15 protein-coding genes are annotated in these 26,582 nt (G+C 42.1%); 9 read left to right on the top strand and 6 right to left on the bottom strand.

From position 1 onward, the window contains the following. Window positions 1-143: 143 nt before the first annotated feature. Window positions 144-3,395 (bottom strand): TonB-dependent receptor, encoded by a 3,252-nt coding sequence (locus FPL27_RS01775; protein WP_143959452.1) that lies wholly within the window; start codon window positions 3,393-3,395, stop codon window positions 144-146. 400 nt (window positions 3,396-3,795) lie between these two features. Here FPL27_RS01775 and FPL27_RS01770 point away from each other — a divergent pair, with 400 nt between their 5' ends. The 6 genes from FPL27_RS01770 (at window position 3,796) to FPL27_RS19720 (ending at window position 11,154) form a co-directional block, all read left to right on the top strand. Further along, window positions 3,796-4,491, top strand: coding sequence for a lysoplasmalogenase (locus FPL27_RS01770; protein WP_143959451.1), 696 nt, complete (start codon window positions 3,796-3,798; stop codon window positions 4,489-4,491). Window positions 4,492-5,033: 542 nt separating this feature from the next. Further along, window positions 5,034-8,066: a lantibiotic dehydratase gene (locus tag FPL27_RS01765; RefSeq protein ID WP_143959450.1), complete on the top strand. Its 3,033-nt coding sequence runs from the start codon at window positions 5,034-5,036 to the stop codon at window positions 8,064-8,066. Continuing rightward, entirely contained in the window at window positions 8,063-9,136 is a 1,074-nt protein-coding gene (locus FPL27_RS20190; RefSeq protein ID WP_143959449.1) for a sensor histidine kinase, read from the top strand. Before FPL27_RS01765 ends, FPL27_RS20190 begins: the two co-directional genes overlap by 4 nt. 455 nt (window positions 9,137-9,591) lie before the next feature. Next, the gene (locus FPL27_RS19725; protein WP_185974265.1) at window positions 9,592-10,230 is read left to right on the top strand and encodes a sensor histidine kinase; all 639 of its coding nucleotides are present in this window, start codon (window positions 9,592-9,594) and stop codon (window positions 10,228-10,230) included. Continuing rightward, entirely contained in the window at window positions 10,227-10,928 is a 702-nt protein-coding gene (locus tag FPL27_RS01750) for a LytR/AlgR family response regulator transcription factor (RefSeq protein ID WP_143959447.1), read from the top strand. The genes FPL27_RS19725 and FPL27_RS01750 overlap by 4 nt, the downstream gene beginning before the upstream one ends. A gap of 88 nt (window positions 10,929-11,016) precedes the next feature. Beyond that, window positions 11,017-11,154, top strand: a complete 138-nt coding sequence (locus tag FPL27_RS19720; protein ID WP_185974264.1) for a hypothetical protein — start codon at window positions 11,017-11,019, stop codon at window positions 11,152-11,154. 190 nt (window positions 11,155-11,344) lie between these two features. On the opposite strand, the gene aspS is transcribed toward FPL27_RS19720, so the two are convergent. Then, window positions 11,345-13,102 (bottom strand): aspartate--tRNA ligase, encoded by a 1,758-nt coding sequence (gene aspS, locus FPL27_RS01745; protein ID WP_143959446.1) that lies wholly within the window; start codon window positions 13,100-13,102, stop codon window positions 11,345-11,347. 313 nt (window positions 13,103-13,415) lie between these two features. Between aspS and FPL27_RS01740 the strand changes: the two genes are divergently transcribed. After that, window positions 13,416-14,699, top strand: a complete 1,284-nt coding sequence (locus tag FPL27_RS01740) for a M23 family metallopeptidase (RefSeq protein ID WP_143959445.1) — start codon at window positions 13,416-13,418, stop codon at window positions 14,697-14,699. A gap of 117 nt (window positions 14,700-14,816) precedes the next feature. On the opposite strand, the gene FPL27_RS01735 is transcribed toward FPL27_RS01740, so the two are convergent. Genes FPL27_RS01735 through FPL27_RS01725 form a run of 3 tightly spaced genes read right to left on the bottom strand, consistent with a single transcriptional unit; the run spans window position 14,817 to window position 22,010 of the window. Further along, on the bottom strand, window positions 14,817-17,210 hold the full coding sequence (locus FPL27_RS01735; protein WP_185974263.1) for an OmpA family protein: 2,394 nt from the start codon (window positions 17,208-17,210) through the stop codon (window positions 14,817-14,819). 2 nt (window positions 17,211-17,212) lie between these two features. Beyond that, on the bottom strand, window positions 17,213-18,190 hold the full coding sequence (locus FPL27_RS01730) for a PorP/SprF family type IX secretion system membrane protein (protein ID WP_143959443.1): 978 nt from the start codon (window positions 18,188-18,190) through the stop codon (window positions 17,213-17,215). Then, window positions 18,174-22,010 carry a DUF7507 domain-containing protein gene (locus FPL27_RS01725; protein WP_143959442.1) on the bottom strand — a complete coding sequence of 1,279 codons (3,837 nt, stop codon included), beginning with the start codon at window positions 22,008-22,010 and terminating at the stop codon, window positions 18,174-18,176. Before FPL27_RS01725 ends, FPL27_RS01730 begins: the two co-directional genes overlap by 17 nt. 705 nt (window positions 22,011-22,715) lie before the next feature. Here FPL27_RS01725 and FPL27_RS01720 point away from each other — a divergent pair. Both FPL27_RS01720 and FPL27_RS01715 read left to right on the top strand, forming a co-directional pair. Further along, window positions 22,716-24,152 (top strand): aldehyde dehydrogenase family protein, encoded by a 1,437-nt coding sequence (locus tag FPL27_RS01720; RefSeq protein ID WP_143959441.1) that lies wholly within the window; start codon window positions 22,716-22,718, stop codon window positions 24,150-24,152. Continuing rightward, window positions 24,152-25,273: a DmpA family aminopeptidase gene (locus FPL27_RS01715; RefSeq protein WP_143959440.1), complete on the top strand. Its 1,122-nt coding sequence runs from the start codon at window positions 24,152-24,154 to the stop codon at window positions 25,271-25,273. Before FPL27_RS01720 ends, FPL27_RS01715 begins: the two co-directional genes overlap by 1 nt. A gap of 351 nt (window positions 25,274-25,624) precedes the next feature. On the opposite strand, the gene FPL27_RS01710 is transcribed toward FPL27_RS01715, so the two are convergent. Then, on the bottom strand, window positions 25,625-26,569 hold the full coding sequence (locus tag FPL27_RS01710) for a pyridoxal-phosphate dependent enzyme (protein ID WP_143959439.1): 945 nt from the start codon (window positions 26,567-26,569) through the stop codon (window positions 25,625-25,627). Window positions 26,570-26,582: the final 13 nt, after the last annotated feature.

Raw genomic sequence — 26,582 nt, 5'->3', positions numbered from 1 at the left:
GTGAAGGGAAGGTTTAATGAATGTTAATTTCGGTTGTATTAAGTACGATGTACTATGTACTAAGAAAAAAAACCTGCCAGGTTCTGAAAACCTGGCAGGTTTACTACTGCTCCACTCCGTCCTTCGTACCTCGTATTTCGTACTTAAAAAGTATATCTCAATCCCAATTGCGCTCTCCACCTCGAGAAAAAATCATTGGCAAGCCAGGCTTCATCACCACGAACGTCAGCTTTGAATGCTGGAACATTTGGGTCTACAGGTGCAGGAACTCCATTGATCGTTTGCGGCTCTGCTCCGGCCACCGGGTTGCTTCCGAATTGAGCCACTGTCATAAATTGTGCGTTTTGGATGGCATAAGAACGCCCCCACTCATTATTAAGCAAATTACCTGCATTGAGCACATCAAAGGTCACCTCAATCCTGCCGGCATTTCTTACGATGATTTCCTGGGCAATCCTCACATCAAATCGATGCTCAAATGGCGTTCTGGCACCATTTCGCTCAGCGTAGGATCCCCTTCTTTCATTCAGATAAGAATTGTTGCTTATGAAATTATTGACAGCATTATATTGCTGATCGGCTGTTTCAGTAAGTATCCACTCTCCATCCTGAACCGTATAGCGGTCATATAATACAATCTCATTTCTATTACTAGGTACATATATAAGATCATTCCCAAATACTCCATCTCTGTTCATGTCCCCCTGATAGGTAAAGGATATGGGCACACCAGATTGTCCATTATAGAATATTCCAAAAGAGGTGGCCAGAAATCCTGCATACTCTTTTCTATAGTTAATAGCCGCCACGATTCTGTGTGGCACCATAAACTGGCTGAAAGAAAGTTCAGGATTGTTGGGGTTACCAATGGTAGGCACGTTTCTCCAGTTGGAGATGGCCTGGGAGGAATTGCCGGGGTTGATATCCTTGGCAACCCCATAGGTATAACCGATGTTAGCCATCAACCCGTTTTCAAACTGTTTGCTTAACTGAGCTGTCAAGTTATATGTATACCCCTCATCGGTATTAGTAAGGTATACTACATCAGTAAAATTGGGATTGATAAAAGAGCCATCAAACCGTCTCCTATTATCCGCTCCTTCGAAAAAGGTGAATTGATTGTCCTCCAAACCGGTAATGTTGAGGTTTTGGTAGAGAATATTGTTGAAGTTTTGGGTATAAATTCCATCAAAGGTAAATACATAACCGTCTCCAATCATATAATCAGCACCCAAATTCAACCTCAATACCTGTGGATATCTAAACCTCCTATCCGTCACGTTGATTTCTGAAGTAAAGGTCGGAAGTCCTAAATCTGCTGCATTGGGCTGATTATTAGGGTCCGGATTGAAAGTGAATCCCTCCGGAAAATCCCCCCGCTGACTTTGAGCCTGCAACCTGGCTATCTCTATACCGGTGTTGGAAAACTGGTTGGAAAGCCATACAAAAGGTAACCGGCCCGAAAATATACCAACCCCACCTCTTAATTGGAAGGTGGCATCCCCTCTTACATCCCAGTTAAACCCAAATCTGGGCGACCATAGCAGGTTTGATGCTGGCATTCTGTTAGTCGCCACATCAAAGCGGCTTGCAATAGGGGAGTTGTTGAATTCGGGGTTTGCCGATGGATCATCAGGGAAAATCGGAACATCCACCCTCACCCCAAACGTCAATTTCAAATCATCGGTAGCCTGATATTCATCCTGGGCATAAAAACCCAATTGGATTGCCCTGAATTCCGCACCCCAATTTGGCTGACCCTCTACATTGGAGAATGAGAGATCATAGGTCAGAGGTGCGACTTCCCCAGGAGTACCCACCGTCAACCAGTCATCCAAGCTGGCATATCGGTAAGACCCAAATGCTTGCCTGATAAACAGGTTATAGATATTATAGAACTCATTGTGGGTTCCCAGAGTGAAAGTATGCTTTCCTTTGAAAATGCTGAAGTTGTTAGTCAAGGTAAAAACATCCTGATTCAGGGTATTGGCAGTACCAAACTGCTCGGATCCCAGTTGCACATTTCTACCACCGCCTAGATCAACCTGCACATAGGGAAAAGGAGTACCTACAAAACCTCTATCGTCGCGAACCGTGGTATACCCTATCCTCAATTCGTTAGAAGCGCTATTCCCAAAACGGGAGTTCAGTTCCGCAACAGTAGTATTAGTGGTACTGGGGAAAAATTGGGCTCCACCGGACAATACAAAGGTGTTGGCATTCCTAAAGACACTCAACGCTTCGGCATTCACATAGTTATGTCGGATAGAAAAGGTATTGTTATTATTAATGTTCCAGTCCAGCCTTACAAATATCTTTTCCGTGTCAGTGGTTTGGTTGAAGGGCCCCGCATCCCCGATATCGGCGTTAGGAGCTATTCGGTTGATAACGCTAGTTACCTGATTGATTTCATCCTGGGTGATATTGGAGCCTTCACCGATACCAAATAATTGGGGCTGGGTCCTTTCGGTCATTTCCCCATTCAGGAAGAAAAACAGTTTGTCTTTCACAATTGGACCTCCAACTCTAAAGCCATATTGCCTTTCAGTATAATCTGGCACCCTGACCCCTTCAGTAGCTGGGAGCACACCGGTACCAGTGAGGTTTTGGTTGTTTACAAAATAGTAGGCAGATCCACGGAAAGTGTTTGTTCCGCTTCGGGTTACCGCATTGATACCCCCGCCAGTAAAACCGCCCATTCGCACGTCAAAGGGAGCAAGCTCCACATTTATTTCCTCAATAGCGTCCAGAGAAATAGGTTGGGTACCGGTTTGTCCGCCGTTTGTGCCGTCGGCAGCCAATCCAAACACGTCATTATTAACTGTACCATCAATGGCAAACTGGTTATACCGGTTGTTGGTCCCTGCGAAAGAGATACCGTTTCCTCGGGTATTGGCTTGAGGGGTCAGCCTTGCAAAGTCTTGGATCCCCCGCTCGATGGAGGGAAGGCTGTTAATTCTTTCTGAGCCGATATTAGTAGATGCCCCAGTTCGGTTACCGTCAAAGACCTGGTCCCGTCTGGCTGAGATGACCACTTCATCTAGTTCTGCGGCATCATCCTGCAGGGTGATATTTAGGTTTTGGGTCTGACCTAAAGAAAGGTTGACATTTTCGTAGATGGATGATTCGAAACCGATGTAGGAAATGGTGACGGTGTAGGGTCCACCTACCCGCATGTTTGGAATTGAAAACCGCCCCTCCATATTGGTGGTGGTACCGTATCTAGTTCCTGATGGCTCGTGAACAGCCACCACATTTGCCCCTGGCAGGGTTTCCCCAGAAGCTTCAGCTACCCGACCTGAGAGTCCCGATGTGGTGACCCCCTGTCCCATTACCTGCCCACAGCCCAACAGGACCAGAGTAGATACAACAACACACTGTAGAAATTGCTTCATAATAGTAGAATTTTGCGCCAAATGAATTCATTTATATATAGAACTTATTTTTTTTAAACCGTAAACTCCTCCCGACCTCCAACATCCCTAATCCGTCATCCCACATCCGACATCCGTCATCCCACATCCGACATCCCACATCCGACATCCCACATCCGACATCCCACATCCGACATCCCACATCCGACATCCCCACAAATTTAATGTAGTTAATATTCTAAAAGGCAATATTAAAGTTAATTTTTTAACAATTTTTCACGTTTTAGAAACATTTTACTAACATCAATCCTTTATAAAAGTTTTTGATTTACAGGGAATTAAAACAAAACCGTCCATATAAAGCGGCACAAGGGCGTTTAAAAGAATTTCCTATCTTTATTGGCTCAAAACAAAAAAGTGAATGGCAAGGAAAGGAATTGTATGGCTGTATGTGTATCTGATAGCGGGAATAGCTGATCTGGCATTTGTAGCCAATAACGAAAGTACATACAGATTCATAAGTAAGCCTTTGCTATTGCTGTCACTTTATATCTATTTCATCACCAATACCACGCTGATAAAAGGGAGTTTGCTTCGCAAAAGCATGGGGGCAGCATTGCTGTTTTCTCTGGCAGGTGACAGCTTGCTTCTATTCCCCAACCTGTTCCTATATGGGTTAGGGGCATTTCTGATGGCACACCTCTGTTATATAGTAGCCTTCAAACTGACCCAGCATTATCAGTTCAGTTTCTATACCGTCAACTTCGTCAAGCTTTTTTTCTACAACCTCCCCATTTACATCCCGGGGGCAATTGTATATTTCCTAATCCAGCCTAACCTCAATGAGCTTAAAATACCGGTAGTAACCTACCTAATTGTAATCCTGATGATGGCCACACTGGCAAGGGAAAGATTCAAAAGAACAAATGCATCAAGTTTTTGGCAGGTGTTTGTGGGAGCCATACTGTTCATGGTCTCGGATGGGATTTTGGCGTTGAACATGTTTGGTTATCCGATGGCGGATGGGGATACCTTGGTGATGGGGACTTATATCTTGGCCCAGCTGCTCATTGTAATGGGAATACGAAGCCATATCGTATCGCATCCTACAGAGTGAGGTTTAAAGGTTTAAGTCCGCTGGCGCGGGGAGAGTATAAGAGTTCAGGGTTGAATAGAAAGTAGTTGTGGGACGTCATTGCGAACCCGACCACCATATTTGAAACAATGTTTTAGTCGGGTGAAGCAATCTGTAACGGGATTAATTTACGTTGCAGGCTGCTTCATTCCCTCGCAGTGACGGGTTTTCGTCATTGCAAGGCCGGTCCTAAAAATTAACACCCTCCGGCGGAATCAATCTATAAACGTTATTAAATGACTTTACTTAGGCAAATGAAATATATAACCTCAGAATTTCCCGAGAATTGAGCAAACCGGGAGAGGCTTCGGGATAGTACAGGAAATGGACATAGCGGATGGAGAACCTTAGTGATAGGGGGCCTATTTCTAAGCCCAACTGCTGTTTGTGAAGGGAATAAGGACCAAATTGTCGCTTCAATAAATTTGGTCAAGGATAAAGCCAAACTTGCAAAAGTGCTTAATTAAAAACTTGATTTGTACAAATCAATTAGTTATAATTGTTGAAAATGAGCAGTTGATCCCTTGAGCAGTATTGATTCTTTTACAAAAGTTCTGGTTAGGCAACCATTATACCCATATACCCATCTTCTCAAAGCCGATTGGCAATCAATAGTATTGAACGATCCCATGTTTGAAGAGGCCATTTTTTGGTCTTCACCTTCACTACATTCAGCCTTTCAAAAGTTAAAATCAAACACATTAAAACCTAAAGATCGAAGCAAAGTAATAGCTTCAATTTATAAATATTTCATTAGAGTATCATCTAGAGGGACGCCCTTTGGTATAAACGCTGGATTTAATTTAGAAGATATTGGGGATTTAAACACAAAATTAGACTTACGGGAAAAGAGAATAGTTACACCTGACATGGCTTTTATAAGTCGACTCATTTCAATAATTTCAAATATAAGTGAGTTAAAGTCTAAAATGATCTATTATAAAAACCCTACACTCTTCAAGGTTGGTGATGACTTTAGGTTTTATGAAGTTTATGGAAAAGACAAGATTGATTCCTTCAGGCTGTCTTCCGTACAATCCTACTTAATTCTTGATAAAATCCTCTCAGCTTCTATATCCGGATCCACTTGGGGGGAGTTGGTCTCCCTCCTGGGGGCTGAGCCTTCTATGGAAGAAAAGACATCCTTTCTAAACAATTTAACAGATGAAAACCTCTTAATAAATGAACTGCAATACAATATACTATCCAAGGAAATTTTGGACAAGTCCATTTCCCTACTCAAATCAGTAGATACTGAGGAAAAGCAGTTAATCGTCCTTTTGATTAGATACAGGGAAATTATTGAAAAATTAATTAATAACCCATTAGGAGAGGTCCCCTATTTAGATATCAAGCACCTCAAAGAGGACTTCGAACTTGAAATGGGTATAAATGATATTAGGGAACTATTCCAGGTTGATTTAAATAGGAAAGTTAATAATCCAGGACTCAATGTAAAGGATGTAAGTCAAATTAAAGAGGTAATAGACTTCTTGAGCAAATTAATAATACCTGAAAAATTAGAAAACAGGGATCTTTCAAACTTTAAAACCGCGTTTTTTGAAAGATATGATAATGATACAGTTCCATTATTGAATGTACTGGATCCCGACACTGGGATAGGATTTCCAGTTATTAAAAATTTTGGAGCTAATGCTGAAAGTTTTCTACTTTCAGAAATAGAGGTAAAAAAACCAAATAAACCTTATCAAAAAATCAAAATCCAGGAAGATATTTTCGATTTAGATGATCTTTATTTAACAATCGATAAATCAAGCGGTATTAACCTCGGCCAATTGGACGTATCAGGGAAAAGAAGTACCATTCATAACATGGCGCCCACATACTCTGGAATGTGTTCAAAGTTACCTGATGGACATATTTTACTTTATAATGTGGGAGGAACCTCTGCGGTCAACCTTTTAGGGAGATTTGGTATTGAGAATGAGGATATTGATGCTTTCTGTGAAACCATTTTTAAAAAGGAAAAAAACACATATAAAGGTTGTGTATTGGCAGAGGTACTTATTAATCCACTAGGAAAAGATGGAAACGTGGTCAAACGCAAAGTCTATACGGATTATTACATCCCAATTAATAGTGAAATCCCCGTAAAAAATAAGATTGCCATAGAACCAAGCGATATGTATGTTACGGTCAATAAGGGGGAAATTATTTTGCTGTCTAAAAAACTGGGTAAAAGGATTATTCCCCGAATTTCATCTGCACATAATTTCTCGCGAGTAAATTTACCTCTTTATCAATTTTTAGGCAGTATTCAGCATCAAAAATTAAACGGATTCAACCTTGACTCTATTTTACTAAATAACAAAGGTAACTACAGTCCTAGAATTTTTTACAAAAAAATTATATTAAGACCAGCTTCTTGGACATTTCCTATAAATGTCTATGCAAAAGTTGTTGAAAATGGTTTTGATAAATTTAATTTAATTGTTTTTTCATCAAAATGGAAGCTTCCACGGTGGGTAGCCATAAAAGACGGAGACAATGAGTTACCAATTGATTTAAAAAATCCGAACAGTAAAAACATTCTTTGGGAATATTTTAGAAAAAAACAAGAGATTAAACTAATAGAATGGCTTCATTTTAAAGATACATTAGAGGAATATCCTCAATATACAAACCAAATTATAATTTCATTCGTAAATAAAAATATTCAGCCAGATCTCTGTAATTATTCCACTTGTTTTGAGGTAAATACCCCTAAAAGAACCTTCCTCCCAGGCTCTGAAGTTATTTCATTTAAAATTTACTGTGGCGCATTTTCCTCTGACAAAGTCCTGGATGTGTTATTAAATCAATTAGGCAATAAACTGATTAAAGAAGGATTAGTGGACAATTTTTTCTTTGTTAGATACCTCGACCCCCATTACCACCTTCGAATCAGGTATTTTGTAAATACTAAAGTTCAGAATGGTTTTGATAAAGTATTCTCTCAGGTTATAGAAAATGCTGATTTGCTAAAGGAAGCGGGCCAAATTTGGAAAATAGATTTAAGTACTTACAATAGAGAGTTAAACCGGTATGGCTCTAAAATGATTATTTTAGTTGAGCAAATTTTTTACCTTGATAGTATTTGTTATTTAAACCTGGAATCTGAAATCCAGTTTACGGATAATGAGAAAGATCGTTTATTATATGCTTTTGCTAACGTTGATTCTTGGTTTAATTTAATTAACTTAGATCTCACCGAAAAATTATTATTTACAGAACAAATAAAAAAAAAATTTTTATTTGAATTTAATGAGTCAATAGATAGAAAAAACATTAATACCCTTTATAGAAGTTTGGAAGAAGAAATACATAAAATCTTAGAGCCTACTATTGTGACCGAATTTTCTAATCGAACATACGCAATAAATCAACTTATGATGGAAAAAGAGGTCAGCAGGTTAGGTTTACGTGATTTGCTACCTGATCTCATTCATATGAGCCAAAATAGATTCTTTGCTTCTGAACAACGTATTCAAGAATATCTGATATATGAACTGATTTGGAAATATTATAAATCGGAAACAATGAACAATAGAAAATGATAAAAGAAAGTTCTTATTTGAATGAGAAAACCTTACGGAATTTCCTGTATGCTGGCATTTTTATGATAGTGTGGGTAATGAATTTAGTCTTATTTAGATATGGATTTTACAATCTTACCTTTTTCACTTATTCCTTATACAATTTTCTTGTTGTTTTTGTCGTTTACTATATTTTATCTAAAATTATTACATCAACACAAAACCCTATCAAATGGGTGGTTGGCATTATTGCATTTGTTTTGCTTTCTTTTTTATCTGCCTATTTATTAAGTCTTCCATTCAAACTTATGATCCTTATTTATCCAGATAATGGATTAATATTGTATTATTATGACACTTACTATATTCATTCATTTAACCACCTTTTTCGTTCTTTCCCATTGGGTTTTTTGATGAATCGATTATATATTCATTTGATCTTATTTTTCTTGACGTTTATGGCAATTGAGTATGTCCAATACCTGAACAAGATCTCGGAATTACGAATAATTAATGCTAACCAAGAACTTGAACTCCTTAAATCTCAAATACATCCTCATTTTTTATTTAATACCCTTAATAATCTATACCGACTGGTGATGGACAACGAGAAAGCCGGAGAAGTCGTATTAAAGCTTTCAGAGCTAATTAGGTTTACTTTATATGAAACCAATAAGGATTTGATCCCGCTTAAAAAGGAAATTAAGTTATTACAGAAGTATATTGAACTGGAAAAAATCAATTTGGGCAGTAATTTGGATATCTCTTATAATTTTAAGGAAATTGAAACCAAAGAAAAATACATCGCACCTATGATCTTACTTAGCATAATGGAAAATGTACTTAATCATGAACCTATTACATCAAAAAAAAAATCTTGTATAGAGATTAATTCAAGCCAGACTAACCAAACCATATTCTGTAGTATCACCATCTACACCAACTTTAATCCAAACACCTTTTCGTTTCAAAAAAATAGCTGGACTAATATTCAAAAAAGACTAGATATCCTATATCCGGATAAATATACACTGGAAATAAAGGATTTCAAGTGTTATTCCCAAGTCAACTTAACACTTCAACTGGATTGAATAAATTACAAACTGATATGGTAAGTTTCATTCATAAAAACAGAAATTATTTGCTTTTAATACTCTTAATTTGTCTTTTCATATTGATGTGGTCGTTTGATTCATATTGGCTAGAAAGACCATTTTTTGATGATGTTACTTTTTTGTATACTGTTGTATCATTTTTTACAGTTTGGATTAACTACTTCATTATTTCAAAAATTATCTTTAGAATTAGCAATCCCTTTAAATGGATAGTGCTGATTTTAAGTTTGGTATTGCTTTATTTTTTATCCCTTTACACTCTTACATTTCCCCTTAAATATATGCATCTTAGATACCCTCATCATGAAAAGTTAAAATTTTTTTACGAAGGCCTTTACATCACTTCCTATAATGACTTGTTATCCCCACGAGGCCCGGCTCTGCTAATGAGCCAATTATATTTATTCTTGTTTTTATTTCTCGCAGCATCAATGGTTTTTAAGTATATCGAGTCCATAAAGAAAGTTACCGATTTAGAATTGACTAATGCCGAGCAGAAATTGAATCTACTAAAATCACAGCTCCACCCAAAATTCCTTTTAAATACCCTGAACAGTTTGCACCTCCTAACGGAGGACAATGGTAAAGCCAATGATGTGATATTTAAATTATCGGATTTATTAAAATTCACCCTTTATGAAAGTATGGAGGCAAAAATCCCATTAAAAGCTGAACTCTCCTTTCTTCAAGATTTTATCGAGCTTGAGAAAATCAGGCACCATGATAATGTGAAAATTGAATATGACTTCAGCTCCTTCGAAAATGATAAGGTTAAAATTGCGCCATTACTTTTTATCAATTTCATTGAGAATGCCTTTAAACATGGGGTCAACAAAACCCGCGGAAGCTCCTGGGTTACAATAAAACTTGTTCAGGAACCTAAATTTTTGGAATTTAAGATTTTAAACAGCAAGCCTAATCTTAGTAAAGCCGAGCCTAGCAGTATCGGTGGCAAAGGCTTAGTAAATATAACCCGCCGTTTGGAACTTCTGTATCCAGAAAAGCACTATTTGAACATAGAAAATAAGGAAGAAGTATATTCCGTGCACTTAAAAATTGACTTAATATGAACTTAATTAAAAGCCTGATCATAGACGATGAGCCATATGCACAGGAGGTCATTGAGGAATACATCAAAAAAGTTCCCTTTCTCCACCTACTTAAAAAATCTAATGATGCCATAGATGGCCTGAAAGATATTGAGGAGCTAAAGCCTGACCTGGTCTTCATGGATATCCAAATGCCTGAAATGACAGGAATTGAGCTGATAAAAATATTGCAAGGGCATAAACCTGCAATAATCATTACTACGGCCTATTCAGAACATGCCTTGGAGGGTTACGAGCTTGAAATTTCTGATTATCTGCTGAAACCCATTCGTTTTGACCGGTTTTTAAAAGCAGTTAATAAGATAAAGAAGCAGTTAACGCCCTATGAACCTAAGGCATCTCAATATTTTTGGGTAAAGGAAAACGGTAAACTGGTCCATGTCCCCATGGAGGATGTATTGATGGCCAAGAGCATGAAAGATTACATACAACTATACCTTAAAAAAAGAAAAATTATCACCTATCAGACTATGAAACGCATGAAGGAAATATTACCAGCTGAGGAATTCATGAGGGTAAGCCGTTCCTGTATAATTAGAAAATCGGCCATTAAGTCAATTAATGGTAATATTCTAGAAACTACGGTGGGTGAAGAAATAATCATTGGAGGGACCTACAAGGAGGCTATCAAATCCGAGATCAATGAGTGGCTGAGATGATATGTCTAAAAAAATGATACTCCCTCTAAATTAATTTCGTAATTTGGGTAAATTAAGTTAATTCAATTAAATCTTTAAAATTTAAATCATGAAAACAACATTACCAATTATTAAAAAAAGAACTGTAAGTAAGTTAGTAAATCGTAAAACTGGGCCGGGTCAATCAGCAAAAAATATGAGCATAGAAGTTACTTGTACATGGAGCGGTATTAAAAATAACGCCTGAAATGTGTCATTTTGAATTACTTCGATGAAATAATCTGAAGATTTAATAGGACATATAAAGGCAGAATCAAAAATCTTAATTCCTTTCAAGATTTCTCCCTTCCCTTCGGTCGGGCGAAAAGACTAATTAATTAAAAACCCACGCAACTTAAATTGTTACATGGGTTTTTTATCTAGGTCTGCGGTTATATTTATACTTCCTTACTATCCAACTTGATGTGCAGCTCCTTCAGCTGATCCTCAGCGATGGTGCTCGGGCTGTCAATCATCACATCTCTACCTGAGTTGTTTTTAGGGAAGGCAATGTAATCCCTGATGGAATCGGATCCTCCGAAGATGGCGCACAACCTGTCAAAACCGAAAGCAATGCCACCATGTGGGGGAGCACCGTATTCGAAGGCTTCCATAAGAAAACCAAACTGCTTCTGTGCTTCCTCATCTGTGAATCCAAGATGTTTGAACATCAATTGCTGGGTAGCGCGGTCGTGGATCCTGATCGAACCTCCACCTATCTCCACTCCGTTAATCACCAAATCATAGGCATTGGCGCGAACGGCTCCTGGGTCAGTTTCAAGCAATGGAATATCCTCCTGCTTGGGTGAGGTAAATGGATGGTGCATGGCGTGGAATCTCGAGGTTTCTTCATCCCACTCCAGCAATGGAAAATCCATCACCCATAGCGGTCTGAACACCTCCCTGTCGCGAAGACCTAAATCCTCGCCCATTTTAAGCCTAAGCTCAGACATTTGCTTTCTTGCGGTATTTTTATCGCCTGACAAAACCAAAATCAAGTCCCCGACTTCGGCACCACACTTATCTGCCCAAGCCTTCAAATCCTCCTGGTTGAAAAACTTATCAACAGAAGACTTGTAGCTTCCGTCAGTATTGCATTTCACATAAATCAGCCCCTTGGCTCCAATCTGCGGGCGCTTCACCCAGTTGGTCAATTCGTCCAACTGCTTTCTGGTGTATTCAGCAGCTCCTTTTGCACAGATTCCCAAAACTAGCTCTGCAGAGTCAAATACTCCAAAGCCTTTATTTTGAGCCACATCGTTCAACTCGACGAATTTCATGTCAAACCTAAGGTCAGGCTTGTCATTTCCATAATATTTCATGGCATCGGCAAAAGTCATGCGTTCTACTTCACCAAGTTCAACACCTTTCACATGGGTAAAAAGATGACGCACCAACCCTTCAAAAGTATGAAGAACATCCTCCTGCTCCACAAATGACATCTCACAGTCTATTTGTGTAAATTCCGGCTGCCTGTCAGCGCGAAGGTCTTCATCCCTAAAGCATTTTACAATCTGGAAATAACGGTCAAATCCGCTGACCATCAAAAGCTGCTTAAAAGTCTGCGGAGATTGCGGAAGAGCATAAAACTCACCTGGATTCACCCTGCTAGGCACCACAAAGTCCCTTGCGCCCTCTGGTGTAGACTTTATCAACACCGGGGTTTCCACCTCGATAAAATCCTGTCCGTCCATGAATTTACGGGTTTCCTGCATCATGCGGTGACGAAGCTGAAGCTTATTGCGAACCACATTTCGGCGAAGATCCAGATATCTGTACTTCATCCGCAATTCCTCTCCCCCATCGGTTTCATCTTCAATGATGAAAGGGGGTACCTTGGCCTTGTTCAGCACCTCTAAGGAAGCCGCCTTTATCTCAATATCTCCAGTGGGTATCTTATCGTTTTTGGAAGTCCTTTCGATCACCTTGCCTTGGACCTGAATCACAAATTCACGTCCAAGTGAAGCGGCTTTTTTAAGCAATGCCTCATCGGAACTGCCTTCTTCCAGTATCAATTGCGTCACCCCATATCGGTCACGAAGGTCTACCCAGATCAGGCCGCCTTTGTTTCTGACACGCTGCACCCATCCGGCCAACGTCACTTCTGTATTTATATCTTCCGCGCGGAGTTCTCCACAGGTATGAGTTCTTAGCATAACTATCAATAATTTTAGTCACAAAGGTGCAAAGATAAAGGTTCTGCCAGCAGATTGCAGTTTTTTGGGAGATGATTATTTACTGGTTGGAATATTTTTTGAGATGAAACAAATTTAAACCAAGTCCTTTTTAGTATATTTAAAATAACCTTTTTGACTTTTCAATGAAAAAATACCTGTTTTCGGCTCTCTACGTTATCAATTTAAGTTGAGCTTTAGGAAGAAAAATATAAAAAAATAAAGACCATCACTTAGTTTTTCAGCATTTTATGAACTTATTTTGTACAAAACGATACGCTCTAATTAAGTAGCCATGAAGAAAATTTGGATGACTGTGGGACTTGTCCTACTGGTAGCGGCGGGGTATAGCTATTTGAAATACAATAAGCAGGAAAAAGAGCTCCTAGCCAATCAACACCTTGAAAACGAGGTGGATTTAGAAGATGAAGTAATCGAAGAAATAGAGGAAATCCTCTATGGAATCACCATCAATGACCTCGAGATCACCGAAGGCTTGATCGGGAAAAACCAAACCCTCTCCACCATCCTTTCACCTTTTAATGTACCTTATCAAATCATAGATGAGGTCGCCAAAAAATCCAAAGACATTTTTGACGTCAGAAAGTTAGCTTTCAACAAAAAATACACAATCCTTACTCCAAAGGATTCTTCCCAGGCACAATTCTTCATTTACGAGCCTAACCCTGCTGAATTTGTAGTTTTCAGGTTAGATACCGTTGACATCTACAAGGAGGCCAAACCCATGGAACTTCGCAGAAGGGAAGTTGCCGGTACCATCACAAGATCCTTATATGTCAACATGGTAGAGCAGGGAGTCACTCCTGATCTGATTGACCAGTTTGCGGATTTGTACGGTTGGACGGTTGATTTCCAGCGAGTACACAAGGGAGATAAGTTCAAAGTGGTGTACAACGAGAAAGTGGTCGATGACCATGTAGTAGGCGTAGAAGACATCGAAGTAGCTTATTTTGAGCACTTGGGCACTCCTTATCATGCGATTCCTTTTGAGCAAAACGGCGAGATTGCCTATTTTGACCAAGAAGGAAACAGCTTGAAAAAGGCATTCCTGAGAGACCCTTTGAAATATACTCGGATCAGCTCCAGATATAACCTGAAGAGATTCCACCCTGTACAAAAAAGATACAAGCCGCACCTGGGAACAGACTATGCAGCTCCTACGGGCACCGAAATTCGGTCGGTTGGTGACGGCACAGTGGTTGAGTCAAAGTTTACCAGCGCCAATGGCAATTATGTCAAAGTAAAACATAATGGTACTTACACCACCCAATATCTCCACATGTCAAAGCGTGCCGTTGCAGCTGGAACCCGCGTGAAGCAGGGGCAAGTGATCGGCTATGTAGGCAGCACAGGCTTGGCAACAGGTCCTCATCTTTGCTTTAGATTTTGGAAAAACGGCAAGCAGGAAGATTGGTTGAGGGAAAAAATTCCACCGTCCGCACCTATCGCCAAAGACAACCGCATGGCTTACGAAAGGCTTCTAATGGAAAAATTGGACCAACTGGCCAGTATCCCATATGTAGGCGAAGAGCAGCCATTGCTTACGAGCGTGGAGTAAAAAAATGAATAGCCACGAAGGCCCGAAGGCGCACAGAATTTAAACTTTGCGCCTTCGCACTTTTGTTGCAAAAAAAGACGGGAGACCGTAGACAGAAGACCGAATAGGGGGCAATAATCAATCTTCATAATTGGATGAAGCTGTCACTTTTTCTTTTGCTAGTTCTTCCTCTTGAGCTAGTTCTGGATTTGCGGAAAATCTCACTTCTGTTCTTCGATTAGCCTGATGCTGCTCTTCGGTGCACTGGCTGCAATCCACCACCGGGCGGGTTTTGCCAAACCACTGGAAGGCCATCCTGTTTTCATCCACTCCACGCCCTTTGAGGTAATCAAATACCACCTGAGCCCTTCTTTCCGAAAGCCTCTTATTATAATCTTCCGATCCACGGATATCGGTATGCCCCTGCAAGTCCAGATGGAAGTCCCTGCGTTGCTGCATCCATAAGGCAAGTTTCTCCAGCTCCATTTTATGTGGAAGCCTCAAAGTATGTTTATCAAAGTCAAAGTAAACCCGAGGAAGGGCAAGCAACCCATTTTCCTGCAACCTATCCTGAATGGCAGCCAACAGCGTGTTTTCATCACAATCGGCAGCTGCTAGGTCAATCGGGAAGTCATAATCTTTTCCACTTTCCGGGAAGGCTCGCAATACCAACTCACTTCTTCTGTTCAGCTGGTGATCAGTTTCCGAACAAGGCTGACCATTCCCACAATCCCTGACCGGTTTAGTCTTACCGTGCCATTCAGGTGTGATCCGGCTTTTCGAAACGCCTTTTTTAACCAGATATTCCACCACAGACTCTGCTCTCTTTTGGCTTAGTGCCAAATTATAAGTTTCTGAAGCCCTCACATCGGTATGTGAATTAACCTGCAGATCCAAAAAGTCATTCTCCTTCATCATTTCTGCCAGCTTATCCAGGGCAGGCTTGGCTTCGATTCTAATTTCAGATTTATCTAAATCATAATAAATGAGGTCCACAAATACCGGCATCCGATAAGGTATGCGTACCATGGTATAAAACCTTTCTAAAATTTCATCCTCAATTCCTCTAGTAGAAACCGTACTGTCAACTTTGGCAAAATAGCCCTCCCTCTGAATTTTGACCAGATAGTCCGACTCGTTATTCAGCTCAGCGGTATAGATAGCGTATCTGTCTTGTTCAGTCTGCACGTCAGAATTCAGGTTTTTATCCTGAAGAGCAAAAAAGAACTCTTCCTCCACCTCATTCCCATTGCAATCCAGCAAGTTGGCCAGAAAACGCTTGTACATTTCCTCCACCTGATAAATATCATCCAAGCCTTTTCCGCCCAGTCGGTCAGAGGAGAAATACGCTTTCCCTTTTTCCTTGTAAAAATATGCATAATCATCCTGAGGGGAATTATAGGGAAGACCAAGGTTTTCGATTTCACCAAAGCCATCTTCCTCAACAGAAGTCTTGAATATATCCAAGCCCCCTAGGCCTTCATGACCTTCAGAGCTGAAGTATAAATGCCCGTCTTTTAGGAAAGGGTTTCTTTCATTTTCGGCTGTATTTACCACAGGCCCCAAGTTTACTGGGGAGCCGAATTTCAGGTTCTCATCAAAATCCACATAGTAAAGGTCAAGTCCCCCATGCCCGCCTTTCATGTCGGAGGCAAAATAGAGCCTTTGATTTTCTTCATCCACAAATGGGGTGATGATGGCATGGTCGAGAAATGAATTGTGGGGAAAAGCCTTATACCCTACCAGTTCACCCGTACTGTCAATCCGACTAAAGTAAAGCTCGGGATTGATATCGTATACCCTTTTCTTCACCCCTTTCACCTCCCTGGTCACCGTGTAAAATACTATCGGCTGCTGTTTTAAGAAAAAAGGATCGGCAAAATGGTAGGTATCAGGCACCGGGGACTGCACCTCCGTAACCTGAAAATTCTGGTCAACCTTATACACCGTTAGAAAGTCCCTTCCAGTCCAGCCATATGCATCCCGACTAAACCTGTTTCGCCCATCTATCCTAATTGGCTTCTTGCCCTTCCCGATTTCACCCCTGTCAGAGGTGATATAAATATTTCCCCGGTAATCTTCCGCCCAGCCAAAATCCGCAAAACCTGTATTCAGCGAATCCAAAGGCTTCGCTTCCACCAGACGGTTTGGGTTTTGATTTTCCCAAGCCACAAGGCTTACGTTTTTGGTCTCCAGCACTTTTTTAAGCTGGTAAAACTTATCCATCTCTCCTGCACGCTGAGCGGCAATTGCATAGGCTTTCCAGTCCTCAGTAGTGGCCTCTTGATGGCCAGTGACAATTTGCCTCCACTTATAAGCTAGTTCATAATCCCGCATCTGCTCATATGATTGGGCAGCACGTTGCGCGGAGTGGTAAGTGGCTTTTTTCCCGTAAGCTTCAGAATAGACCTTTGCGGCTTCTTGATAATTCAATTCTTCAAACTGCCTGTCGGCGTACCTGAGCATGGAGTTTTGGGCAAAAACCTGGATCCCCATGGTCAATAAAACGATAATCAACAATATCTTCTTCATAATCAAAACCATCTAGGATTCTTCATTCGAACATTGCGCGGAGTGACATAATAACCCACAGACAACTCGTGGGAGTTGTTCCGGTAGTTATTCAGCACATTGGTATTGTGGTCATAGGCGTAGCCTAGTCGGAGATTGCTAAGGGCAAAGATCTCCACGATGAAAGCTACCGCATTACGCCTGTTGAGGTTTGCTTGCAACTGTTCCGAGCCAAGATCCACATTAGAGCGGTAACTTGCTCCCAACCAAAGCCTTTCCATGAAAAGGAACATGCCATTAAGATCATAGCTGGTTGGTGCACCGCCAGTTTCTTCCTTAATCAGGAAGGAAGGTTTGAACTCCACCTGGTCAGACACTGGAAAAAGTGCTCCTGCAGTGAAGTAAAAGTGAAAATTGTGATAAGCAAGTGCCAAATCTTCTCTTTCCAGCGCCTGCCTACCCACCAAATTAAATGCGCTTAAACCAGCATAATACTTGGAGTTGTGCCAAAAGACCCCGACATTCATATTAGGAGCAAACATATTATTCCGTCCTTCCGGAATGTGGATATCGCCATGGTCATTGGGATTAAAAATCGAGCCGTCAATTACATACTCCGTCACACCGGCACTTACCCCAAAGCCCAAAAAGGAATCATACCCGGTCTGCAGCCTGTATGCATATGTCAACAAGGCCCCAGAAGTTTGGGAAGGTCCCAGCCTATCTGACAAGATGGAAGCCCCAAAACCCATTCTGCCTTCATTGGCACTAAGATCCGCTGTGACCGTAAAGGTGCGTGGAGCACCAGGAAAATCCATCCACTGGCTTCTATAAGTACTTTGGACATATGGCTCTCCCTTGTATCCGGCATATCCAGGATTGATGTGAAGGCCATTAAAAATGTACTGGCTAAACTGCGGCAATTGCTGCCCCTCTACTTGCTGGGGCATAATCCACCCGAGCAGTCCACAAACTAGTATTACTCTAAAAAATTTTTCCATTTCCGTCTTTGATTACTTGTATCCAACCCTTAAAAATTGTCTGCTGACCATTACTATCGGTGGATTTGATCACATAGTAATAGGTCCCTGAATTCAGTCCCGGCGCGTTCCAGTTGTTTTGATAGTTGGTGGCCTCATAAATATGATCCCCGTATCGGTTGAAAATGGTTAGGTCGTTTTGGATAAACTTATCCAGCCCCTTGATCGTGAAGAAATCGTTTTTCCCATCTCCCCCAGGAGTGATTACATTCGGAAAGAAGATCTCCGCAATTTCATTTTCATCCCTAGCCTTGTTGTTTGTAGGGTCCACATCTTCCTCCCGGGAGGTTACCTCCACTTCATTGATGATAATCCCTTTATTGTTTGCCTTCACTTCCAGCGTAAAAGTAAGTGTTCCCCCTGCAGGAATCCTGTCAACCTGCCACTGCACTTCCTGCCCATTGACCTGCACGGTGATTTGAGCATCAAAGTCGGCGGTATGGCTGAAGCCCAAGTAGGAAACTTTGGAAGGAAGTACATCTGTCACGATGACCATGTGGGCAGTTTCAGAACCGATGTTGGTCACCTCGATTTCATACTCAAAGGCATCGCCTTCCAGTATTTCTTTGTTGAAGGAGGTTTTCGTGATGGACAGGTCTACCAAAGCATTACGGATATCGACTTTCTCCGCTTCAGCGTCAGCTTCAAAATCATCAATTGTAAGATGTGCACGATTGACAACTTCGCCTTCGGCAATAGCCATGGTTTCGATGACAAGTTCCACCGATTCTCCAGCACCCAGTTTTTCAATTACAAAGACTAACTTCTCCCCATCCTCTCTTTCCAGATTGGAAGAAATGAACATCAATTCCTCTGGAAGGAAATCCTCGATCCTGATATTTTCCAAAGTTTCTCTGCCCTTATTGGTCAGAGTAATCGTGTAGGTAATCATGTCCCCAACCATCACCTCGGTTTGGTCCACATTTTTGACAAACTCAACTTTAGGATCGCCAGACAGCAAGGTGAAGGTAACAACTGCCTTATCGCGGTTCTGCGGGTTACCAAGTTCCCAAAGCTCATACTCCAATGTATATTCCCTTGCCTCTGCAACTCCAGGCATCAATCTCAATGTACCGTCTTCTTCGATTATCAATCCTAGAATGCCATCCAAATCTGTAAAGATGAAGTCAACCTGTTCAGGTCTTACCTTTTGGCCATTTAGAAGGTCATTTCCGAGTATGTTGCCCAGTACCCCGCCAACCTTGGCATCAAACTCACCGAACTCATCATCATTGGCAATGATAGTCGGATTGTCGCCTGGTGGAGTTCCTTCTCCTGCCCGATAGACGACCAAAGCATGTGCTTCCAAGGCAAACTCCACCCCACCGGCATCCACTGTGACGGCATAAGCCCTGTTTCTGATTTTTCCGGCTTCAATATCAGCAGCAGTAACGGTATAAGAAGTGAATAGATGATATTTGCTAAAAGGAGCAACTTCGTCAACGATAGTTTCTAGGCCTGTAAGCGGATCTTCCACCTTGACATTATTGGCCGCAAAGTCCCCCTCATTTTCAATCTCAATCACATAATTAATCTCCTCACCCACCTCGCTGAAAATTGCGCGATCAGCAACCTTGGTCAAGGAAAGGGCAAAGTCAGCCAAGACCTTCACCACCACTGGCACCTTCTCACTTTCACATCCCGCCTCATTTACCTGGCTTACATACACGGTATGCACGCCCGGGAACCAGAGTTGTACCACCGGCTCTTCATCCAGTTTATTACCCCGGAAGTCGTACCACACCAACGTATGATTCTGGGAAGCCTCCACGATATAGTTGGTAGTGCCGTAATCGATGTCGACCACCTTGTTTTTCACCTTGGGCGGCTCCACTTCATTGACCTTTATTTCAAAGGCAAATGCACAAACTTCACTTTCCATCCCCGGAGGAACTGCATAGTAGGTTCCTGAAACAGTAGGAAAAGGATTCGAAGCATCAAATTCCTTCAAGTCCACATTTGGCCCCGGGATTTCGTTATAGAACTTGATTCCAGCAGGGAAAGTCTCGCTGACTTCATCAAAAGGCACTTCCTCACCCTCTGCCAAGCAAAATTCAAACACTCGGTTTTGTGAGTAATCTCTGCACTGGGCAGCATCAAAATTTTCGGTATTCACCCAGACCACCACTGGGCCGGTAATGATTTCACCTTTGCAATCGCCTCCATCCTGATAGCCTCTTATCAGTGAAATTTCAGTGAATGGAGTTCCAGATACAGCCCCATTCCCTGAAATCGAACCTTCTATAGAAATGGATGGGTTGCAATCTTCGTTGGTCAGGATAAAACAATCCTCAGTGGCTCTTACGGTGTAGGTAAGCGTGGCCAGTACAAAATCAGTTGCTTCTCCTAGGCTGGATGGCATAGGCAAGTCGCCCACCTTCCAGATAATAGAGCCATTCGGCCCCATATTCGGGCCAAAACTGGCTCCCGAAGAAGAGTGGTTGGAGAAAAACAGTTGCTCTTCTACAGCCGCATGGGAAGCCGTAAAAGGCAGTGGAATTACTATCTCTGCTTCCTCTATCGGCTCAGTACCCTTATTATATAATTCTATGGTAAATTCAATTTCTTCTCCAGGTTCCACCTCTGCATTCACTTCGGTTAAATCCTTTCCATTAATCCTGCTCACTTTATTTAGGCCCACCACTTCAGGGACGTAGGCATCTACAGAAAATGTCAGGTTGAAAATGATATAGCGATCCCGGTCTGTTCCATATTGGAAAAGGGTAGACGTCTGCTTATTACCAATTACCTCATTGTTTGCATTGGGTATCTCGAACATGGAAATATCCATCCCAGCATTGTGCTTCAGGAAAGGATTGCGAGGATTTTCCCCTGTATGGATGGAGGAATTGAAAAAGTTATCTGGATTGTTTCCCTCATGGCTGAGCCGGATAAATTCTCCGGAGTTAAGTCCTTTTTCGATTTCCAGGTAATTTCCATCTAGGTCCATATCGCCCTCACCGGCCATCACTCCCAGCTTGATGTGGACATCACCGTTTTGGGCGGTTTGGAAACCTTCAATCGGAATCTGATATTCCAAGACCTGGCTCCCGGTCACATAGGCATGCCCGTCAAAAACGGTCACATCCCTCCAGTTCATCTTGGAATTCTGATAGACGATCACCATGCCCCAACCTCCGTAGAATCCCACTTGCTCATCGGTACCTTCAGCCAATGCCATATCAGCCAGGAAGTATTCTCCCAGCCCATGTTCTTTGACCAAATCTGTCACCTCGGCATAGGCCGAATACATCAGACTTTCCGAGCTTTCAGGAAAATAGATTTTGTCAGGCGTGGCTGTAATGGTTTGATAATCGCCTTGGGCGTGTTTGAACTTCACCTCTCTTTTGTTGAGAGTTTTGGTGACCCCATCCTTGGTCACCTCAAAAGTCATAGGACTTTCAGGTCCCGCAGTAGCCCTCCCGGTCCAATAGAGTCCTGCAAAGACAATTTCCGAACAGCTTGGATCTGCTCCGTTTTCCTCAGAAAAAGTCAAGGTGGCGGAGGAAGAATTGAAGGTGTTGGGATCATCGTCTATGTCCACATAGACCATTGAAGAGTTGTTGTTTGTCGCATCGGGGTCCTTGGTCTGGAGGTTGGTGTTACCGATCATGGTGAAATCACCTTTGATGCTGTAAATAGTTTTCTCCGGGGTCGCCGTAGCTGTACGGGGAGAAAAGGGCACCTGAACCTGTGCCTTGACGGGGGACATGCCGGCCATCATGAAGATGAACAACACGCAAATCCACAGCGCCCTTGAGGTACTACAGAAAGAATTCATAATCAAAAAGGTAATGCCAATAAAAAGTCGACCTATAAAAGACCGGTTTCCCTTAAAGTGAAGGATTAATTTTCGCTGAAAAGGAAGGTTTCTGAATCATCGGATGAAAAAGCAGGTTGAAAACCTATATTCTTATCCAAAATACAACCTGATGGGGGCCGAAAAATGCCTGAGCCAACAGTACCGAAATAAAGTATAGATTCTATTCATACAGTAAAAGTTAGATAGTAAGAATCCCTTAAAACAATGTATCATCGCAGGTTATTGGAAATTATTGCTTGAATTACTTCCATAATCCCTGTCAACAATATATAAATTAAAATGCAAAAAATGTTATTTATCTAGGGGATATTTTTTTACAAAGTAAATAATTCCTCAAGATAATGTGATAAAGTGCTTTTATATGCATAAAAAAAGCAGGTGAGTTAACCTGCTTTTCAATTGTTTTTTACTTGATTTTTGTCTTTTTATCTTTAACCAACCGCCTCACATACTTTTCCAAAACCTCGCGTTTGTAAGTCTCCAGCAGCTTTGATTGAAGATTTAACTTATCTAAACTCCAAACCATAACCTTATAAATTAATTTTCTGTCATAAATATAAAACGAAATACCCCTTTACAGGGTTTTAACCAATTAAAACCCATTGGTATCCTAATTTTTGTTATTGGCCTATTTTGACTAACTTGAAAACAAACCACTGATTCATGGAAAACAGAAACTTATCCAAGTTACAGGAAGAAATCAACGAAACTTTTGAACTTCATAGGCAGCAAGCCCTCAAGCTCCGCCTTAGCACCAAAGAGGAACGGGCGCGCAAGCTCTCCAAACTGAGAGAATGGATTAAGAGAAACAAAGCAGAAATTCGCAAGGCCCTTTACGCTGATTTTAAAAAGCCTGCCACCGAAGTGGATTTGACGGAAACCTACTTAGTGCTTTCCGAAATCAACCTAGCTCTAAAAAACCTGAGTAAATGGATGCAGCCAAAAAAAGTTAAAAGCCCCATTACCTTAACCGGTAGTTCATCCTATATACAATTTGAGCCAAAGGGAACATCACTGATCATTTCTTCTTGGAATTTTCCATTTCAATTGGCAATCACACCGCTTGTTTCAGCATTGGCAGCTGGTTGCACTGCCATAATCAAGCCATCGGAAAGTTCACCCCACACCAGCGCCCTGCTCAGAAGAATGGTGATGGAGGTCTTTTCCCGTGATGATGTGGCCTTGTTTGAAGGTGAGGTAGAGGTTTCCACAATGCTTTTGGAAAAACCTTTTGACCATATTTTCTTCACCGGAAGCCCCAAGGTGGGACGGATTGTAATGAAGGCAGCCGCAGAAAACCTCAGTTCAGTGACTTTGGAACTGGGTGGGAAAAACCCTGTGATCATTGATAAAAATGTAAATCTGGAAGATGCTGCACAAAAAGTTGTTTGGGCAAAATTCATGAATGCGGGCCAAACCTGCGTTGCTCCTGACTATTTGATGGTCCACTCCAGCATATTGGATCCGGTTTTGGCTGAAGTTAAAAACCAGATTCAGAAGATGTATGGTACCAAAGGAAAGGCTATCGCAAAAAGTAAAGATTTCGCTCGCATCATCAACTCCAGACACCACAAGAAATTAACCAGATTACTTAGTGATGCACGTCTCAAAGGTGCATCGATTTTCTTCGGTGGCGATATGGATGAGGAAGAAAATTACTTGGAGCCTACCATCCTGACTCAGGTAACTGATGCCATGGACATCATGCAGGAGGAAATTTTTGGGCCAATATTACCAGTTGTTACCTACACAGATATCGAGGACATCGTCCACACCATTAACAGCAAGCCAAAACCTTTGGCGCTTTATATTTTCTCTGACGAGCAATTTGTGATCGATTTTGTTTTAAGCAATACTTCTTCTGGCGGGGTCTGTATCAATGACTGCATTATACATTATTTGCAGCCTGAACTTCCCTTTGGCGGGGTGAATGAGAGCGGTATAGGAAAAGCCCATGGACACTTTGGATTTAAGGCTTTCAGCAATGAAAAGGCAGTTCTGAAACAAAGAGTGGGAATGACGCCAGCCAAAATGTTTTATCCCCCATATGGCTTCGCCGAAAAGAGAATTTCCAAACTGTTCTTGAAGATTTTCGGCTAATGAAAAAGGTACTTTTGGCCTTGTCCGTGATGTTGGTGATGGAAAACAGTTCCGCTCAGCAGAGGGCTAGGGATTACGGGTTTGAATTCGGTGTAATGTCTCCCGGACCGCTCAATTCCATCACGGATGTGGACGGGGTAAAGGTTGGCCATATTACTCTGCATGAAGGAGATAACATCCGAACGGGAGTGACTGCTATTCTTCCTCATGATGAAAACATTTTCCAGAACAAGGTCCCCGCAGCCATTTACCTTGGTAACGGCTTTGGGAAATTGGCTGGCTACAGCCAAGTCAAGGAACTGGGAAACCTAGAAAGCCCCATAATCCTGACCAATACATTGAGTGTGGCGGCTGGGATAGAGGGGGTTATTGATTATACTTTTTCCTGGGTGGAAAACAGCAACGTCTACTCCGTAAATGCGGTAGTAGGGGAAACCAATGATGGGTACCTAAATGCCATTAGGAAAAGAGCCATCAACCCCAGCCATGTGCTTCAGGCTATCGAGGATGCAAAAGGAGGCAAGGTAGAGGAAGGAAACGTGGGTGCCGGGACAGGCACTGTGGCTTTTGGTTTTAAAGGGGGGATCGGCACAGCTTCCCGAAAGCTTCCAGCAAACCTCGGTGGCTATACCGTAGGAGTTCTAGTCCAGTCCAACTTTGGCGGGGTCCTGACTGTTGACGGCCTTCCTGTAGGGAAGCATTTGGAGCAATATTCCTTCAAAAATCAGTTGGAATCTGCAGATGGCTCCATAATGATCATCATTGCAACCGACGCCCCAGTGGGAGAAAGAAATCTGGAAAGAATTGCCAAGCGCGGCATGCTCGGTTTAGCCAAATCCGGCGGTATAGCCTCTAACGGTTCGGGGGATTATGTGATCGCTTTCTCCACTGCCAAGGAACTACGCATTTCGCACAGTGAAAAACCCCTCACCCTATCTCAAACCTCCACTTTACGAAACGACGACATGAGCGCCCTATTCTTAGCCACCATTGAGGCCACTGAGGAGGCGATAATCAATTCCCTTTTTGCGGCAGAGGATATGAAAGGGCGAGATGGTCATGAAGTGAAGGCATTGCCAATCAATGAAGCCATCAAGCTGAAAGAAAAGATGGGAAGGTAGTTTCATTTCGTTCCCATAATGGGATGAAAGACCGAAGCATACCTAACTCGGGGCGGGTCATACTCTTCCTCTATCCATATGCCCAGTTAGCAGTGTACGGATTAGGTATGGATGAGGTATGGACAAGCTCTATATTTGACCTAACCGTACATGGGAGGAGACCTAGCTCACCCCTACCTCAATATCCCTATAAGGTCCCTATAAATTCCCTGTAAGGTCCCTAAAAGGTTTCTAAAAGGTTTCTCGCAAAGGCCACAAAGTGAGTCGCAAAGGGAGCAACGCATAAATCTGTGTGTTTTTTTTAATGGTCTCTCTGAACCTGTTTTCTACTATTGCACCTGACTGCTTTAATCAAAGCTTCAACGATACATTTCCCCCCGTCAGGATAAGTCCAACCTTTTTACCTTGGAATTTTCTGGGGTGCTTCAGGATTGCAGCTAGAGGAACTGCACTCGAAGGTTCAATCACTATTTTCATTCTTTCCAAAATCAGTTTCATGGCTGCTTTGATTTCTTCATCGGAAACGGTGATTATCTCTTTGACCCTTCCTTGGATAATGGCAAAATTTATTTCCCCCAATGAGGTAAGCAAACCGTCTGCTATGGTATTGGGATTCAAGCTGGGTTGGCGAGTACCTGTTTGAAGGGAGCGATAAGCATCATCGGCCCCTTGGGGTTCGCCGGCATACACTTCTAGGCTGGGGTTCATAAACCCGGCCGTAAGAAGAGTCCCCGCCAATAGACCTCCACCACCTACGGGGGTAATGATCACATCCAGCTCCTCCACATCTTCAATCAATTCCAAGGCAGCTGTGGCTTGCCCCTCGATGACGTCCATAAAGTCATAAGGATGGATAAAGGTCGCTCCGGTTTTTTCCACCACCTTTTCCAACATTTCCTCCCGGGCTTGCTGGGTAGGTTCGCACTCGATGATTTCACCTCCATAAGAAGCCACTGCTGCTTTTTTAATACTTGGAGCAGTTTTGGGCATCACGATGTAAGCTGGTATCCCCGCCACTTGGGCCGCTCTGGCTAAGGCCGCCGCATGGTTGCCGCTACTATGGGTCGCAACGCCTTTGGACTTTTGCTCATCAGTGAGCTTTCGCACGGCATTTGCTGCTCCCCTGGCTTTGAAGGCTCCCACTTTCTGAAGGTTTTCGCATTTGAAATAAAGGTGGCAGCCGGCAATCTTGTTGATTGCCGAAGAGGACATCACTGGAGTGCGATGGATAAAGGGCTGAATGGCCTTGTGGGCATCACGGATATTTTCAAGGCTTGGCAGTTCGAAAGTCGACATAGTATGGAGCGGT

Origin of the sequence: Litoribacter populi (assembly GCF_007483685.1) — a bacterium.
Lineage (GTDB): Bacteria > Bacteroidota > Bacteroidia > Cytophagales > Cyclobacteriaceae > Litoribacter > Litoribacter populi.
This window is presented reverse-complemented; position numbering and strand designations above follow the sequence as displayed.

Bases quoted from the DNA above. Each gene is read 5' to 3' on its own strand.
- FPL27_RS01775 (WP_143959452.1), bottom strand. From the start codon at position 3,395: ATGAAGCAATTTCTACAGTGTGTTGTTGTATCTACTCTGGTCCTGTTG.
- FPL27_RS01770 (WP_143959451.1), top strand. From the start codon at position 3,796: ATGGCAAGGAAAGGAATTGTATGGCTGTATGTGTATCTGATAGCGGGA.
- FPL27_RS20190 (WP_143959449.1), top strand. From the start codon at position 8,063: ATGATAAAAGAAAGTTCTTATTTGAATGAGAAAACCTTACGGAATTTC.
- FPL27_RS19725 (WP_185974265.1), top strand. From the start codon at position 9,592: ATGGTTTTTAAGTATATCGAGTCCATAAAGAAAGTTACCGATTTAGAA.
- FPL27_RS01750 (WP_143959447.1), top strand. From the start codon at position 10,227: ATGAACTTAATTAAAAGCCTGATCATAGACGATGAGCCATATGCACAG.
- FPL27_RS19720 (WP_185974264.1), top strand. From the start codon at position 11,017: ATGAAAACAACATTACCAATTATTAAAAAAAGAACTGTAAGTAAGTTA.
- aspS (WP_143959446.1), bottom strand. From the start codon at position 13,102: ATGCTAAGAACTCATACCTGTGGAGAACTCCGCGCGGAAGATATAAAT.
- FPL27_RS01740 (WP_143959445.1), top strand. From the start codon at position 13,416: ATGAAGAAAATTTGGATGACTGTGGGACTTGTCCTACTGGTAGCGGCG.
- FPL27_RS01735 (WP_185974263.1), bottom strand. From the start codon at position 17,210: ATGAAGAAGATATTGTTGATTATCGTTTTATTGACCATGGGGATCCAG.
- FPL27_RS01730 (WP_143959443.1), bottom strand. From the start codon at position 18,190: ATGGAAAAATTTTTTAGAGTAATACTAGTTTGTGGACTGCTCGGGTGG.
- FPL27_RS01725 (WP_143959442.1), bottom strand. From the start codon at position 22,010: ATGAATTCTTTCTGTAGTACCTCAAGGGCGCTGTGGATTTGCGTGTTG.
- FPL27_RS01720 (WP_143959441.1), top strand. From the start codon at position 22,716: ATGGAAAACAGAAACTTATCCAAGTTACAGGAAGAAATCAACGAAACT.
- FPL27_RS01715 (WP_143959440.1), top strand. From the start codon at position 24,152: ATGAAAAAGGTACTTTTGGCCTTGTCCGTGATGTTGGTGATGGAAAAC.
- FPL27_RS01710 (WP_143959439.1), bottom strand. From the start codon at position 26,569: ATGTCGACTTTCGAACTGCCAAGCCTTGAAAATATCCGTGATGCCCAC.